Origin of the sequence: Massilia sp. Root418 (assembly GCF_001425265.1) — a bacterium.
GTDB lineage: Bacteria > Pseudomonadota > Gammaproteobacteria > Burkholderiales > Burkholderiaceae_D > Rugamonas.
On the sequence record NZ_LMEC01000001.1, the window covers coordinates 1,007,346 to 1,023,144 of the forward strand.

At 65.8% G+C, this 15,799-nt stretch carries 11 protein-coding genes; 5 read left to right on the forward strand and 6 right to left on the reverse strand.

Features of this window, described 5'->3' with window-relative positions:
* The first annotated feature begins 25 nt into the window (after nucleotides 1–25).
* A complete protein-coding gene (locus tag ASC94_RS04195) occupies nucleotides 26–1,105 on the forward strand; it encodes a porin (RefSeq protein WP_082616144.1) in 1,080 nt (359 codons plus the stop codon).
* A gap of 8 nt (nucleotides 1,106–1,113) precedes the next feature.
* Here ASC94_RS04195 and ASC94_RS34135 read toward each other — a convergent pair whose 3' ends face one another.
* The 4 genes from ASC94_RS34135 to ASC94_RS04215 form a co-directional block, all read right to left on the reverse strand.
* A complete protein-coding gene (locus ASC94_RS34135; RefSeq protein WP_056391117.1) occupies nucleotides 1,114–2,874 on the reverse strand; it encodes a methyl-accepting chemotaxis protein in 1,761 nt (586 codons plus the stop codon).
* 14 nt (nucleotides 2,875–2,888) lie between these two features.
* Nucleotides 2,889–6,758 carry a carbamoyl-phosphate synthase large subunit gene (carB, locus tag ASC94_RS04205; protein WP_056391121.1) on the reverse strand — a complete coding sequence of 1,290 codons (3,870 nt, stop codon included), beginning with the start codon at nucleotides 6,756–6,758 and terminating at the stop codon, nucleotides 2,889–2,891.
* Nucleotides 6,751–7,920 carry a glutamine-hydrolyzing carbamoyl-phosphate synthase small subunit gene (carA, locus tag ASC94_RS04210; RefSeq protein WP_056391122.1) on the reverse strand — a complete coding sequence of 390 codons (1,170 nt, stop codon included), beginning with the start codon at nucleotides 7,918–7,920 and terminating at the stop codon, nucleotides 6,751–6,753. The genes carB and carA overlap by 8 nt, the downstream gene beginning before the upstream one ends.
* 293 nt (nucleotides 7,921–8,213) lie before the next feature.
* Nucleotides 8,214–8,954: a PEP-CTERM sorting domain-containing protein gene (locus ASC94_RS04215; RefSeq protein ID WP_162251391.1), complete on the reverse strand. Its 741-nt coding sequence runs from the start codon at nucleotides 8,952–8,954 to the stop codon at nucleotides 8,214–8,216.
* A 166-nt stretch (nucleotides 8,955–9,120) separates the two neighbouring features.
* Here ASC94_RS04215 and ASC94_RS04220 point away from each other — a divergent pair, with 166 nt between their 5' ends.
* The 4 genes from ASC94_RS04220 (at nucleotide 9,121) to ASC94_RS04235 (ending at nucleotide 14,385) form a co-directional block, all read left to right on the forward strand.
* Nucleotides 9,121–9,612 (forward strand): dihydrofolate reductase, encoded by a 492-nt coding sequence (locus tag ASC94_RS04220; RefSeq protein WP_056391128.1) that lies wholly within the window; start codon nucleotides 9,121–9,123, stop codon nucleotides 9,610–9,612.
* Nucleotides 9,613–9,658: 46 nt separating this feature from the next.
* Nucleotides 9,659–10,276, forward strand: a complete 618-nt coding sequence (locus ASC94_RS04225) for a DUF4337 domain-containing protein (protein WP_056391130.1) — start codon at nucleotides 9,659–9,661, stop codon at nucleotides 10,274–10,276.
* Between the two features lie 157 nt (nucleotides 10,277–10,433).
* Nucleotides 10,434–12,689 (forward strand): arginine/lysine/ornithine decarboxylase, encoded by a 2,256-nt coding sequence (locus ASC94_RS04230; protein ID WP_056391131.1) that lies wholly within the window; start codon nucleotides 10,434–10,436, stop codon nucleotides 12,687–12,689.
* A gap of 181 nt (nucleotides 12,690–12,870) precedes the next feature.
* Nucleotides 12,871–14,385 carry a sigma 54-interacting transcriptional regulator gene (locus ASC94_RS04235; RefSeq protein WP_056392136.1) on the forward strand — a complete coding sequence of 505 codons (1,515 nt, stop codon included), beginning with the start codon at nucleotides 12,871–12,873 and terminating at the stop codon, nucleotides 14,383–14,385.
* Here the strand turns inward: ASC94_RS04235 and ASC94_RS04240 are convergent.
* Nucleotides 14,375–15,160: an amidohydrolase family protein gene (locus ASC94_RS04240; RefSeq protein WP_229417159.1), complete on the reverse strand. Its 786-nt coding sequence runs from the start codon at nucleotides 15,158–15,160 to the stop codon at nucleotides 14,375–14,377. The genes ASC94_RS04235 and ASC94_RS04240 overlap by 11 nt on opposite strands.
* Nucleotides 15,135–15,788 (reverse strand): hypothetical protein, encoded by a 654-nt coding sequence (locus ASC94_RS04245; protein WP_157201268.1) that lies wholly within the window; start codon nucleotides 15,786–15,788, stop codon nucleotides 15,135–15,137. Before ASC94_RS04245 ends, ASC94_RS04240 begins: the two co-directional genes overlap by 26 nt.
* Between the last annotated feature and the right edge of the window lie 11 nt (nucleotides 15,789–15,799).

Here is a 15,799-nt window from a genome sequence, read left to right on the forward strand (position 1 = left end):
TCACCAACATCAATGGAGGGACAACATGAAGAGATGGGCCATCGCGGCGCTGGCAGGCGCAACGGCATCCGCAGGCTGCGGCGCGCACGCCGCGGACAACGTGAGCATCTACGGCTTCCTGAAAGTCAACGTGGAAAGCGTGGCTGCGGGCGGCATCCGCCAGCAGCGGATATCGAACGACTTGTCCGTGCTCGGCTTGCGGGGTACGGAAGACCTGGGCGGCGGTCTGCAAGGGTTCTTCCAGATAGAAATGCCGGTGGCCGTCGATACCGGCGGCGGCGGGGACTTCACGCGCAACACCGCCGTCGGCCTGCGCGGCAGCTTCGGCCAGGTGCTGCTGGGGATATGGGAATCGCCCTACCGCTATGTGTCGGTGTATGCGATAGACCCTTTTGCGGCGGGTATCTTCGCCTCCAACGCCATCATGGGAAATGGCTTTGCCACGGCGGCTAACGCCGTGGCGCCGGCCTCATTCGACCGCCGCCAGAAAAACCTGGTGCAGTATTCGACGCCGTCCTACCGCGGATGGAATGCGCGCGTGGCGGCCAGCGCGCGCGAAGAAAAGAACGGTGCCGCCAATCCCGGCATGGAGGCCGCCCTGGTGACGTATGAGGATGAGAAACTTTACCTGGCCTATGGCGCGGAACGCCACCGCGACTACTTCGCCACCAGGGGCAAGGACACCGGCCACAAGCTGGGCCTGGCCTACAGCCTGGGCGGCACCCGCCTGCGCGCCGCCTTCGAACGGCTGCGCTACGCGCCCGCGCCGGGCCAGCACCTGAGCCGCAACGCATGGCAACTGGCCGCCACGCACAACAGCGGCCCGCACATCTGGCGCGCCTCGCTGACCCGCGCGCTGGACACCAAGGGCAACGCCGCCACGGGTGTGGGCGGCGCCGGCAAGCCAGGGCCGGAGACGGGCGCGGCGCAGTACACCGCAGGCTACGGCTATGCCCTGTCCAGGCGCAGCGAGCTCTGGGCGGCCTACACGCGCACGCGCAACGAAGCCCGTGCCATGTATAACCTGTCCGCCAACCCGATACCGGGCTTGGCTGCCGGGCAGGACCCGTCAGGCTTCGGCGTGGGTATTACGCACAAGTTCTGAACCGGGCGTCAGAACTCTTCCCAGTCGCTGTCCGCGCCGTTGGCCACGCGCGGCTTGGACGCGGACTTCTGCGTGGCCTTGGGCTTGGACGGCAGCCGGTGCACAGGCGCCGCCGGCCTGGAAGGCTTGGCGGGCTGGGCCGGGCTGCTGGCGGCGCGCGCCGGACGGGCGGCCGGCGCGTACGCGGATGCGGCCAGCTTGCCATCGAGCTTGAACACGCTGACCACGCGGGTCAGGCCCTGGGCACGCTCGTTCAAGGAATCGGCTGCTGCGGCGGCTTCCTCAACCAGCGCCACGTTTTGCTGCGTCAAGCCATCCATCTGCGTGATGGCGGCATGGATCTGGTCCAGTCCCATGGTCTGCTCCTGGCTGGCCTGCGTGATCTCGCTCATGATGCTGGTGACGCGCTGGATGCTGGTCACGATCTCCTGCATCGTGGCGCCGGCCTGATCCACCAGCTTGGCGCCGCTGCCCACCTTGTCCACCGAATCGTCGATCAGGGCCTTGATTTCCTTGGCCGCCGCCGCCGAACGTTGCGCCAGGTTGCGCACCTCGGACGCCACCACCGCAAAGCCCCTGCCCTGCTCGCCCGCGCGCGCCGCTTCCACCGCCGCGTTCAGGGCCAGGATATTGGTCTGGAAGGCGATACCGTCGATCACGCCGATGATGTCCACGATCTTCTTGGACGAATCGTTGATCGACCCCATGGTGTCCACCACCTGCGCCACCACCACGCCGCCCTTGATCGCCACCTCGGACGCGGACTGCGCCAGCTGGTTGGCCTGGCGCGAGTTCTCGGCGTTCTGCTTGACGGTGCCGGTCAGTTCCTCCATCGAGGACGCGGTTTCCTCCAGCGAGCCGGCCTGCTGGCCGGTGCGGTCCGACAGGTCCATATTACCGGCGGCGATCTGGCCGGACGCGCTGGAGATGGTGTCGGTACTGCCGCGCACCTCGGCCACGATGGCCGCCAGGTTGGTCTTCATCTTGTCCAGCGCCGCCAGCAGCAGGCCGATTTCGCTGTTGCTGCGTTCTTCGACCTTGCCGGTCAGGTCGCCCTCGGCCACCTGGATGGCAATCTCCATGGCTTGCTGCAGCGGGCCGGAAATGGCCTTCACCAGCAGCATGCCGACAAACACCGACAGCGACACGCCGGCCAGCAGCACCACGATGGTGGTATTGCGGGCGCTATCGAGCCCGGACTGCACCGCCACGTCGTTGGCCTTGCCGCGCTGCTCGCTGTGTTCGGCCAGCGCTTTCAGGGCCACGTCGCCCACGCGGTAGGACGGATTGATGTTCTTGATCAGGACCATCTCCGCGTCGTCCCACTTGTCGGCCTTGATGGCGGCGGCGGCGGCCTTGATATGCTCCAGGCCGAGGCCCGCGCTCTTCTCGTACCAGTCCTGCGCCAGCTTCTTCTCCTCGGGCGACTGGATGCCGCCCAGGTAGTGCTCCCAGCGCCTGGCCGCGCGCGCCGAGGCGTCATCGATGATGCCCCAGTGGACCGTCAGCGCGTGATCGTGCAGCTTGGACCACTCGAAAGCGGTGTTGTGCTGCAGCGCCTGCAGGATCTGGCTGCGGCTGGTTTCCATATCGAGCCGGATGGCGTTGCGCTCATTGGTGTTGGCCTGGTCGCTCAGCGTGACATCCTTGAGCAGGCTGACCGAGCGATTGGCGCTGTAGATCCCCATCGCGCCGATCGCCATGATCAGTGAGATCAGGATGGCCAGCGCGATTACGACCAGGTTCTTGATTTTCATATTAGCCAACATGTGATACTCCTTGCTTAGTCCTGGATTTTTAGTGCCGTATTGCCGAAGAAGCGGTGCAAGCCGCTCCGCAGTTCTTCCACTTCGTCAAACTCGATATAGGTGATGTCGCACAAGTCGTCCAGCTCGCGCAGCAGCGTGGTCTTGATCGGCGCGCCCTTCCACACCAGGAACAGCACCGGCGTGCGGCGGCCCTGGAAGATGTGGTAGGCCAGCTCGAAGGCGCTGCTCTCGCTCATGCCGACGCGGATATTGATCATCACGTCCGCCTGCTGCAGCATCTGCAGCCGGTGGCGGCGGAAATTCTTGGGCGTGAACGGCACCTGCTGCTGGCGCTCGAACGACACGCGGAAGGTATCCGCGCTCTCGGCCTCGGTACCGGTCAGGTACTGGAAAGGATGCGGCAAGCCGTTGGCGCTGTCGATCAGCTGCAGGATGTCGGCGATCATGCGCTGCTGCCGCTGGTCCGATTCCGTGAAGGGCTGGCGGATGAACAGGCGCAGCGGCGGCACGCCCACGCTGCGCTCGCGCGCGCTGCGGCGGCGCTCGGGCAGCTCGGCGGCTGCGGCGGCCAGGTCGGCGGCGCCCGGCTCGCGGCGCGCCCGCGCCGCAGAACTGGCCACGGCGATCGCTTCCCGCGCGGCCTGCGCCACGGACGCTTCCAGGTGGGCCTTGGCGGCCTGCTGGTGCAGCGCCTGCAAGGGCAGCAGCGTGGTGTCGTCCGCGTGGCGCATGGCCTCCACCGCGGCTTCGGCAGCCGCGATGGTGGTGAAGTAGGCCGCGCCGGAAGCCAGCGTGGCAACCCGCAGCGCGCGCGAGGCGCCGATGGCGCTGCGCTTCTCGTCCACCGTCACCACCACCAGGCCGATTTCCTTGTTGGCCAGCATGGCCATGGCTTCATCGTCTTGGAGTTCACGCACCGGAATGTCCGCCGCGCCGATCACCAGTGCCGTGACATGGCTGGCCAGCACCTCGAAACCCAGGCCCGACAATTCGCGCGCCACCGCCACCGCGCGGGCCTGGTCGCCCTTGCGCACGCGCAGGTAGGCCCGGCCGCCGCGCGGCAGGCGCACGCTGGCGCCCAGCAGCGCCTTGAAGTAGGCTTCGCCGAAAGTGGGGCCGCAGCCCATCACTTCGCCGGTCGATTTCATTTCAGGTCCGAGGACAGTGTCCACGCCCAGGAATTTGGCGAACGGCAGCACCGCTTCCTTCACGCTGAAGTATGGCGGCACGATTTCCGCAACCACGCCCTGCGACGCCAGGGACTGGCCGGCCATGCAGCGCGCCGCGACCTTGGCCAGCGGCAGGCCGGTGGCCTTGGACACGAAGGGCACGGTGCGCGAAGCGCGCGGGTTCACTTCCAGCACGAAGATCTGGTCGCGCACGCGGCCGTCCACCTTGTTGCGCTGGACCGCGAACTGCACGTTCATCAGCCCCACCACTTGCAGGCCGCGCGCCAGGCGCTCGGTCTGGCGCTTGATCTCGGCCACGGTATCGTGCGCCAGCGAATACGGCGGCAACGAGCAGGCCGAGTCGCCGGAATGGATGCCGGCCTGTTCGATGTGCTCCATCACGCCGCCGATGACCACCTGGGCGCCGTCGGACACGCAGTCCACGTCCACCTCGATGGCGTCGTTCAGGAAACGGTCCAGCAGCACCGGGGAATCGTGCGACACCTTCACCGCTTCGCGCATGTAGCGTTCCAGGTCGGCGCGCTCATGGACGATTTCCATGGCCCGGCCGCCCAGCACGTAGGACGGGCGCACCACCAGCGGGTAGCCGATCTCCTCGGCCAGCATCACCGCGTCCTCTTCGGTGCGCGCGGTGCGGTTGGGCGGTTGGCGCATGTCCAGCTGGTGCAGCAGCTGCTGGAAGCGCTCGCGGTCCTCGGCCGCATCGATCATGTCCGGCGAAGTGCCGATAATGGGCACCCCGTTGGCCTCCAGCTCCAGCGCCAGCTTCAGCGGAGTCTGGCCGCCGTACTGCACGATCACGCCCACCGGTTTTTCGATGGCCACGATCTCCAGCACGTCTTCCAGCGTCAGCGATTCAAAGTACAGGCGGTCGGAGGTATCGTAATCGGTGGACACGGTTTCAGGATTGCAGTTGACCATGATGGTCTCGTAGCCGTCTTCGCGCATGGCCAGCGCCGCGTGCACGCAGCAGTAGTCGAATTCGATGCCCTGGCCGATGCGGTTTGGACCACCGCCCAGCACCATGATCTTGCGCGCGCTGGTGGGCAGGGACTCGCATTCCTCGTCATAGGTCGAGTACATATAGGCGGTGCGGGTGGCGAATTCAGCGGCGCAGGTGTCCACGCGCTTATACACCGGACGCACGCCCAGCAGTTGGCGGTGGGTGCGCACGGCCTGCTCGGCCACGCCCATCAGCGCAGCCAGGCGGCGGTCGCCGAAGCCCTGCTGCTTCAGGCGGAACAGCACCGGCTTGTCCAGCCCCTCGAGGGTTTGTGTCTGCACCCACTGCTCCACTTCCACCAGGTCGTGGATCTGGGCCAGGAACCAGGGGTCGATGCCGGACAGGCGGTGCACCTCGTCCTGTGTCATGCCCTGGGCGAAGGCTTCGCCCACGTACCAGATGCGCTGCGGGCCCGGCGAGGACAGCTGCTCCGCAATCACGGCCGTACCGGTGCTGGGGCGGCGCAGGCCGTCCAGGCCGATGTCGAGGCCGCGCAAGGCTTTCTGGAACGACTCCTGGAAGGTGCGGCCCATGGCCATCACCTCGCCCACGGATTTCATCTGCGTGGTCAGGCGCTCATCGGCGCCGGGGAACTTCTCGAAGGCAAAGCGCGGCACCTTGGTCACCACGTAATCGATGGAAGGCTCGAACGAGGCCGGGGTGGCGCCGCCGGTGATGTCGTTCTGCAGCTCATCGAGGGTAAAACCTACAGCCAGCTTGGCCGCCACGCGCGCGATCGGGAAGCCGGTGGCTTTCGAGGCCAGCGCAGAGGAGCGCGACACGCGCGGGTTCATCTCGATGACGATCATGCGGCCGTCGGCCGGGTTCAGCGCGAACTGCACGTTGGAGCCGCCGGTGTCCACGCCGATCTTGCGCAGTACCGCCAGCGAGGCGTTGCGCATGATCTGGTATTCCTTGTCGGTGAGCGTTTGCGCCGGGGCCACGGTGATGGAGTCGCCGGTGTGCACGCCCATCGGGTCCAGGTTCTCAATCGAGCAGACGATGATGCAGTTGTCCGCCTTGTCGCGCACCACTTCCATCTCGAATTCCTTCCAGCCGATCAGCGATTCCTCGATCAGCAGTTCGGAGGTGGGCGACAGCTCCAGCCCGCGCAGGCAGATTTCGCTGAACTGCGCCGCGTCGTGCGCAATGCCGCCGCCGCTGCCGCCCATGGTGAACGAGGGACGGATGATGACCGGGAAGCCCAGCTCCTCCTGCGCGGTCCAGGCTTCGGCCATGCTGTGGGCGATGCCCGAGCGCGCCGACTCCAGGCCGATCTTGCTCATGCAAGCCTTGAACTTGGCGCGGTCCTCGGCCTTGTCGATGGCTTCCGGCGTCGCGCCGATCAGCTCCACGCCGTACTGTTCCAGCACGCCGTGGCGGTGCAGGTCGAGCGCGCAATTGAGTGCGGTCTGCCCGCCCATGGTCGGCAGCACGGCCTGCGGCCGTTCCTGCTCGATGATGCGCGCCACCACTTCCCAGGTGATCGGTTCGATATAGGTGACGTCCGCCATGTCCGGATCGGTCATGATGGTGGCCGGATTGCTGTTGACCAGGATGACCTTGTAGCCTTCCTCGCGCAGCGCCTTGCACGCCTGGGCGCCGGAATAATCGAACTCGCAGGCCTGGCCGATGACGATGGGGCCGGCGCCGATAATGAGGATGCTGTTGATGTCGGTACGCTTAGGCATGCTGCTGGCCTCCCATCAGATTAACGAAACGGTCGAACAAAGGCGCCAGGTCGTGCGGACCCGGCGACGCTTCCGGGTGGCCCTGGAAGCAGAAAGCTGGACGGTCGGTGCGCATGAAGCCTTGCAGCGAGCCGTCGAACAGCGAGATATGGGTGACGCGGCAATTGGCAGGCAAGGATTCCGGATCCACCGCAAAGCCGTGGTTCTGGGACGTGATCATCACCTTGCCGCTGGAGAGTTCCTGCACCGGATGGTTGGCGCCGTGGTGGCCGAACTTCATCTTCAGGGTGCGCGCGCCGGACGCCAGGGCCATGATCTGGTGCCCCAGGCAGATGCCGAACGTGGGGATGCCGCGCTCGATCAGCTCGCGCGCCGCCTCGATGGCGTAGGCGCAAGGCTGCGGGTCGCCGGGGCCGTTGGACAGGAAGATGCCGTCCGGGTTCAGCGCCAGCGCGGCCTGTGCGCCCGCCTCTGCCGGCAGCACGGTGACGCGGCAGCCGCGCTCGGCCAGCATGCGCAGGATATTGGTCTTCACGCCGTAGTCATAGGCCACCACGTGGAAGCGCGGACTGTCCACCCGGCCGAAGCCCCTGCCCAGGCGCCATTCAGTGGCGTGCCATTCGTAGGCGCTGTCCGTGCTGACGGTGCGCGCCAGGTCCATGCCGTTCAGGCCGGGGAAAGCGCGCGCCAGTTCCAGCGCCTGCCGGGCCAGCGGGCCGTCCGCCACGCCGGTGACGATGGCGCCGTTCTGGGCGCCGCCCTGGCGCAGGATGCGGGTCAGTTTGCGCGTGTCGATGCCGGCAATGGCAACAATATTCTGCACCCGCAGCCAGTCGGACAGGCTTTGCGAGGAGCGGAAGTTGGAGGCCAGCAGCGGCAGATCCTTGATCACCAGGCCGGCGGCGTGGATACGCGGCGACTCGCCGTCCTCGCCATTCACTCCGGTGTTGCCGATGTGGGGATAGGTCAGCGTGACGATCTGACGGCTATAGCTGGGGTCGCTCAGGATTTCCTGATAGCCGGTCATGGCCGTGTTGAACACGACTTCGCCGCTGGTCTGGCCTGCGGCGCCGATGGCGGCGCCATGGAACAGCGTGCCGTCCGCCAGCGCCAGCACTGCATGCTGAATTTCGCCCAAGGCATGCCTGAGTGGATGCTTCATTCCCCGTCTCCTTCGTGGTACCGATTGAACATGTTGACCAGACTTCATTCTCAGAAAGAAATAAAGTCCGTGTGTGGATGCCACGATACGAGAAAAAAACGGGGTTAAATCTCTCCAATAATCACATCAAAGTAAATATAGCCGGGGCCGCTTGACATTTAACTATTTCCGCGACGCAATTCAACAACAGCTATTGAGTTAATATTAACTTGGGCACAAGATCCACGCATCCGTGTCATGGACAGAATTAATAAGCAGGAGAATAATGAAGATTGCACCATATTATTGATAGATTAAACCGTTCGGCGCCTGCCGCGCGCGCCCCGGCCTGCCGCTGTCGCCGCGCCCAGCCCCAGGCCCGCCAGCAGCATGGCCCAGCTGGCCGGCTCGGGCACCGGCGCGGCCGTGAGCAGGGACGCCTGCGTCCACAAGTTCAGTTGGCCCATGGCGAGGCTGCCGCCGCTCTCCAGCGTGCCGTTCAAGGTGCTGCTTGCCGCGTAGGACAGCGGTGTAGCAGGCGCGTGCAGTTCGCTGGTAAAGGATGGCCCTTCCCAGACGTTGCCGCTCATGCCCAGCCAGGCAAGCGCGGTGTCCCCGCTTTCCCGTTCCAGCGCGAGCGCCACCTCCGCCGTGAAAACCGCCGCTGTATTCGGCGTCAGCCAGAACGACAGGCCTTGCGCGCCGCGGCTGTAGGCCAGCGTATCGATGCCCCAGGATTGCGCCTCGCTGGACATGCTGCCGGGCTCCACCGTGGTGACGGCCCCCCCGCTATCATAAGCACCGATCAACGTGCCGTAACTGATACGAAAATCCTCGTGATACTCGGTGCGCGTATAGACACCGACAAAAGCCTCCACCCAGGTTTGGCTATCGTAGGAAATAGCAGGGGTGATGCCGTCCGCCGGATCCAGATCGATTAATTGCACGTTGAAAGTCTTAATCTCCGCCCTGGACGCGCCTGCGGCATTTGCACCCGCTCCTGCGGACAAGCCGAGAATTAATGCCGCCATGCCGATGCATTTCGTATTAAACATAATCCCCTCCATTAATTATCGGGTTAACCGCGTATTTCAATTTAGGCTGGAATAAGGCCAATAGCGAGAGATAAATAACTTATTTGACAATATTCCACAGGCGCGCTGCGGTCGGGGCTGCGCGCGGCTATAATGTCGGGCCCAGCAACATTGTCCGCGAGCGCACATGACACTTTTGACCATCATCGTTGCCACCGACGCCCAGCGCGGCATCGGCATCAACAACACGCTGCCGTGGAAACTGCCGGAAGACATGGCGCACTTCAAGCGCGTGACCACGGGCCACCCCGTCATCATGGGCCGCAAGACCTACGAGTCCATCGGCCGCCCGCTGCCCAACCGCCGCAACATCGTCGTCACCCGCAGCGCCGCCTGGCGCGCCGACGGCGTGGAGACGGCGCAGTCGCTGGAACAGGCGCGCGCGCTGGTGCAGGACGCGGCGGAGGCCTTCATCATCGGCGGCGGCCAGATCTACGCAGAAGCGCTGGCCGCAGGCCTGGCGGACCAGGTGATCCAGACCGAAATCGGCCAGGCATTCCAATGCGACGCCCATTTCCCGCCGCTAGGCGCAGAATGGGAGGAACTGGAGCGCCAGCAGTACACTGCGGCCAGCGGCCTGCCCTACGCCTTCGTCACCTTGCGCCGGCGGCCGCGCTAAGCTGTCCATCGTCAACCAACCAGCAACAGAAACAAAGGAATCAACCATGTCAGGACACGGTTTTCACGTCCACGGCCCGCACGACCACGCCGTGGAGCACGCCGCCCACAGCGCTGATAAATTCTCCGGCAACATCGCCGTCACCACGGCCATCCTGGCGACCGTGGGCGCGCTGTTCGGCTACCAGGGCGGCGCCACGCAGAACGAGGCGGCCCTGTACAAGAACAACGCCGCCATCGACAAGACCCAGGCCGCCAACAGCTGGAACTACTACCAGGCCAAGTCCAACAAGCAGAACCTGGCCGAGCTGGCCATGACGCTGCCCAATGTGGACCCGGAAAAATACAAGGCCGAAGTGGCGCGCTACCGCTCCGAGAAGGAAGACATCAAGAAGGAAGCCGAGAAGTGGGAAGCGTCCTCCTCGGAATGGAACAAGAAGTCCGACGCCGCGCTGCACCAGCATCACCAGTGGGCGCTGGCCACCACGGCCGAACAGATTGCCATCTCGCTGGCGGCCATCACGCTGCTCACGCACCGCCGCTGGCTGCTGTACACTGCGTACGCGGTGGCCGGCGCCGGGATCGCGCTGGGGCTGTTCGCAGCCCTGCACATCGATCCTATCGGTGCACTGACCGGCGGCGGTGCAGCCGTCGGCCACCACTGAGCACCGCCAGGCACCGATATGCGGAACCATGCTGCCAACTGCGTAACTTTTTTCCCCGTTGGCGGTATTTTCTGCGAGAATCCCGTTCTTATTTTTTTCGCCCAGCCCGCTCCGGCCACAGATCGCCCGGGGCGGTTCTTCTTTTTGGAGACAAGTAATGAAATTTCGTTTCCCCATCGTCATCATTGACGAGGATTTCCGTTCCGAGAACACGTCTGGTTTAGGCATCCGCGCCCTGGCCGCGGCGATGGAAAAAGAAGGCATGGAAGTGCTGGGCGTAACCAGCTACGGCGACCTGTCCCAGTTCGCGCAGCAGCAGTCGCGCGCCTCGGCCTTCGTGCTGTCCATCGACGACGAGGAATTCGGCGGCGGCACGGTGGAAGAAACCGACCACGCCCTGAAGTCGCTGCGCGCCTTCGTGGAAGAGATCCGCTACAAGAACTCGGACATCCCGATCTACCTGTACGGCGAAACGCGCACCTCGCGCCACATCCCGAACGACATCCTGCGCGAACTGCACGGCTTCATCCACATGTTCGAGGACACCCCCGAATTCGTGGCGCGCCACATCATCCGCGAGGCGAAAAGCTATCTGGACGGCCTGTCGCCGCCCTTCTTCCGCGCGCTGGTGCACTACGCGAACGACGGCTCCTACTCCTGGCACTGCCCCGGCCACTCCGGCGGCGTGGCGTTCCTGAAGTCGCCCATCGGCCAGATGTTCCACCAGTTCTTCGGCGAGAACATGCTGCGCGCCGACGTCTGCAACGCGGTGGAGGAACTGGGCCAGCTGCTGGACCATACCGGCCCGGTAGCAGCCTCCGAGCGCAACGCCGCCCGCATCTACAACGCCGACCACTGCTACTTCGTCACCAACGGCACGTCCACCTCCAACAAGATGGTGTGGCACTCCACGGTCGCCCCGGGCGACATCGTGGTGGTGGACCGCAACTGCCACAAATCGATCCTGCACTCCATCATCATGTGCGGCGCGATTCCCGTGTTCCTGATGCCGACCCGTAACCACCTCGGCATCATCGGCCCGATCCCGCTGGAAGAGTTCTCGATGGAGAGCATCCAACGCAAGATCGACGCCAACCCGTTCGCGCGCGACGCCAAGAACAAGAAGCCGCGCATCCTGACCATCACCCAGTCGACCTACGACGGCGTGGTGTACAACGTCGAGACCCTGCGCGAAATGCTGGACGGTAAAATCGACACCCTGCACTTCGACGAAGCATGGCTGCCGCACGCCACCTTCCACGATTTCTACAAGAACATGCACGCCATCGGCAAGGACCGTCCGCGCGCCAAGGAATCGATGATCTTCTCCACCCAGTCCACGCACAAGCTGCTGGCGGGCCTGTCGCAGGCCTCGCAGGTGCTGGTGCGCGAATCGGAGTCGGTCAAGCTGGACAAGGACGCCTTCAACGAGGCCTACCTGATGCACACCTCCACCTCGCCGCAATACTCCATCATCGCCTCCTGCGACGTGGCAGCGGCCATGATGGAAGCGCCGGGCGGCACCGCGCTGGTGGAAGAATCGATCCTGGAAGCGCTGGACTTCCGCCGCGCCATGCGCAAGATCGACGAGGAGTGGGGCAAGGACTGGTGGTTCAAGGTGTGGGGCCCGAACGAGTTCGCCGAAGAAGGTATCGGCTCGCAGGCCGACTGGATCTTCACCGAAGAAAGCCAGGAATGGCACGGCTTCGGCAAGCTGGCGCCGGGCTTCAACATGCTGGACCCGATCAAGGCCACCATCGTCAACCCCGGCCTGTCGCTGGACGGCCAGTTCGGCGAGACCGGCATTCCCGCGTCCATCGTGACCAAGTACCTGGCCGAGCACGGCGTGATCGTGGAGAAGTGCGGCCTGTACTCCTTCTTCATCATGTTCACCATCGGCATCACGAAAGGCCGCTGGAACACGCTGCTGACCGCGCTGCAGCAGTTCAAGGACGACTACGACAAGAACATGCCGCTGTGGCGCATCCTGCCGGAGTTCTCGCAAGCGAACCCGCGCTACGAGCAGATGGGCCTGCGCGACCTGTGCCAGCAGATCCACGACTTCTACAAAGCCTACGACGTGGCGCGCCTGACGACGGAGATGTATCTGTCGGACATGATCCCGGCCATGAAACCGTCGGACGCCTTCGCCAAGATGGCGCACCGCGAGATCGAGCGCGTGGCGATCGACGAGCTGGAAGGCCGCATCACCTCCATCCTGCTGACGCCCTACCCGCCGGGCATTCCGCTGCTGATCCCGGGCGAGCGCTTCAACAAGACCATCGTCGACTACCTGCGCTTCGCGCGCGACTTCAACGAGCGCTTCCCCGGCTTCGAGACCGACGTGCACGGCCTGGTCAAGCGCGAAGTGAACGGCAAGCGCGACTACTTCGTGGACTGCGTCAAGCAATAAAAACGTTGCAGTAAAAACAAATGGGGTCAGGGTTAATTAAATAATTAACCCTGACCCCATTTTTCGTTGCGGCCCGCGCTGATGCGCGCACCTTTGGCGCGGGTCAAACCGGGCGCGCGGGGACGGGCATATAGTGCTGCCCTCTCCCCGCTCAATACCGCTCAATACCGCGATGGAAAGCATGGACGCGCTTGCTGTGTGGCTGCTGGTGGTCGAACCGGCACAGCAGGACATCGGCCAGCGCCTGGTTGATGAGCTTGACAAGCTGGGCATCGGCGCGCGCCCGCTGCAGGCACCTGCGGCGGCAGGAAGCCTGGGCCTGCTGCTGTTCCAGCGCTGGGATGAGGCCGTGGCGGCCCAGTTGGCGCTGCTGTCCGCGCGCGCAACCGTGCTGGCCATCGCCTGCGGCGGGGCGCCGCTGGCAACCGATGCCATGTGGGCCGCGCTGGCGGCAGGGGCGGCCGATTTGCTGCACTGGCCCGCTGCGCCCCGCACCGGTACGGCGGGGCTGCCGGGTGCGGGGGCGGCGGACCGGGGCGCGGACCTGGCTGTGGCCCTGGCGGCGCAGGCGGCGGCGCGGCTGCGGCGCTGGCAGGCGGTGCAGCGGCTGATGGAGTCCAGCGCCGTGCAGGCCAGCCTGGTCGGCGACAGTCCTGCCTGGCGCGCGCTCGTGCGCAATGTGGTGGAGGTGGCGGCGTTCTCGCAGTCGTCCGTGCTGATCACGGGCGAGACCGGCACCGGCAAGGAGCAGATTGCGCAGCTGATTCACCGGCTCGGCAATGCGCGCGGCAGCGCCGGTGGCGGCAGTGGCGGCAGTGGCGGCAGTGGCGGCAGCGGCGGCAGGCCGGCGGGCGAGCTGGTGGTCCTCGATTGCACCACGCTGTCGTCCGACCTGGCCGGCAGCGAATTCTTCGGCCACGAGCGCGGCGCCTTCACCGGCGCGGCCAACGCGCGCGACGGCGCCTTCGCGCTGGCCGACGGCGGCATTCTCTTTCTCGACGAGGTGGGCGAACTGCCCCTGCCGATGCAGGCGCAATTGCTGCGCGTGATCCAGGAGCAGAAGTACAAGCGCATCGGCAGCAATACCTGGCAGCCGACCCGCTTCCGCCTGGTGTGCGCCACCAACCGCGACCTGGAGGCTGGCGTGGCGGACGGCAGCTTCCGCGCCGACCTGTATTACCGCATCGCGGGCTGGCGCTGCCGCCCGCCGCCGCTGCGCGAGCGGCAAAGCGATATTCTGCCGCTGGCCGAGCACTTTATCCGCCAGCTGGCGCCGGACGGTGCCCACTGCGCGCTGGACCCGGCCGTGCAGGCTTACCTGCTCACGCGCGACTATCCCGGCAATGTGCGCGACCTGCGCCAGACCGTAGCGCGCATCTGGCACCGCCATTGCGGCCCGGGCCCGGTGACCATAGGCGACGTGCCGCCGGACGAACGCCCCGCCGGCGCGCCCGTGTGGCCGGACAGCTGCTTCGCCAACGCCATCCGCCACGCGGTGGACCTGGGCATGGGCCTGGGGCGCATCACGCAGGCAGCCGGCGACATGGCGATCCAGCTGGTGCTGGAGCAGGAGGACGACAATAACCAGCGCGCGGCGGCGCGTCTAGGCGTCACCGACCGCGCGCTGCAGCTGCGGCGCAAGGCATGGGGCGAGGCCGGTAACGGTGCGCCGCACCTGACCCGGCCTACGCCGTAGCAGGACCGCCGCTTGCGGGGTGCCCGATCAGGCGCAGAAAATTCTCGCCCAGCACGAGGCGCTCCTCACGCTCGGGCAAATGCAGCAGGCGGATTTTTTCCAGCTCCAACCCGGGATGCAGCCACGGCCCGTCCGAGCCAAACAGCATCTTGTGCGGCCCCGCGCGCCGCACGGCTTGCGCCAGCAGGTCGAAGCGCCGCACGCCGGAGCTGTCGGCGTAGATGTTCTTGTGCCGCACCAGGTGGTCGATCAAGGCCAGCTGCGCTGCCCAGTCGTCGCCGAAGCTGCCCAGGTGGGGAATGATGAAATTGACGTCGGGGTACTGCGCAGCCAGCAGCTCGGCCACCGCCACGTCGCCCATCGGATCGTACAGCACCGGCACGCCGAAGACGCGCGCGGCGTCGCACACTTCGCCGCTGATGCGCGCGTCGTGCCGGTGCACCTTGATGCCGATGCAGCCGTAGTCCTGCACTGCCTCTCGCACCATGGCGGCAATGCGTCCACGGTCCCGCGCCGCGTGCACGAAGGCATAGGCGTAGAACCGGCCCGGCCTGGACGCGGCCATGCGCGCCACCTCGGCGTTGGCTCGCGCGTAGTCGCTGTGAAAGGCTGCCATCAGCGCGCTGCGGTCTATGCCGGCTGCGCGTGCGCGGCGCAGGTAGCGCGCCAGCCCGGCGTTGCTGTCCCACGGCCCGCTCAAGCCGTCGCCGGGACCCGCGTGGCAATGGCAGTCGATGATCATCGCCGCCTCACCATCCGCCGCAGTCGTAGCCATAGCCCCGCTGCGCCCGGCGCTGGCGCCAGCGGCCGCGATAGGCCTCGCCTTCCTGTTCGCCTTCCATCCGGCCGGACAGTTCGTAATGCGGCACATGCTGCACCAGAGATTCGCTAAGGGCCCGGCGCACGGCGCGCGGACTGCCGTCGCTGGCCGCCGCCAGTTGCGCGGCCGTGCCGGCGATGCGCACAAATCGGCGCGCGATTTCGAATTCCTGCTGCTCGTATTCCAGGCCGCCGAACTCCAGCTCCAGCGCCTTGGCCACTGCGCCGCCCAGCGCGGAACCAAGCGCCGTGCCGACGCCCGGTATCGGGATAAAGGAACCCAGCGCGCCGCCCACCATGGGCAGGGCCTGCTTGGCGATGCCCTTCAGCGCTCCGCCCAGGGGCTTGGCGACCTTGCCGAGCGCCGAGCCGACCTTCTTCAGGCCCTTCAAGGCGCCTTTGAACAGGCCGCCGAGGAACTGGTCCAGCTCCGCCTCGCTGCTCACCGACAGCAGCTCCAGCGCCAGCTCCATCTCCTGCGCTGCACTGAACGGGCCTTCCCCGGCGCCGCCGAATTCCATCACCTCGAAGCCGCCGTCCGACGTGGCGCGGCAGGAGGTACAGCTGCATTGTTTGCAGTACATGGTGCTCTCCT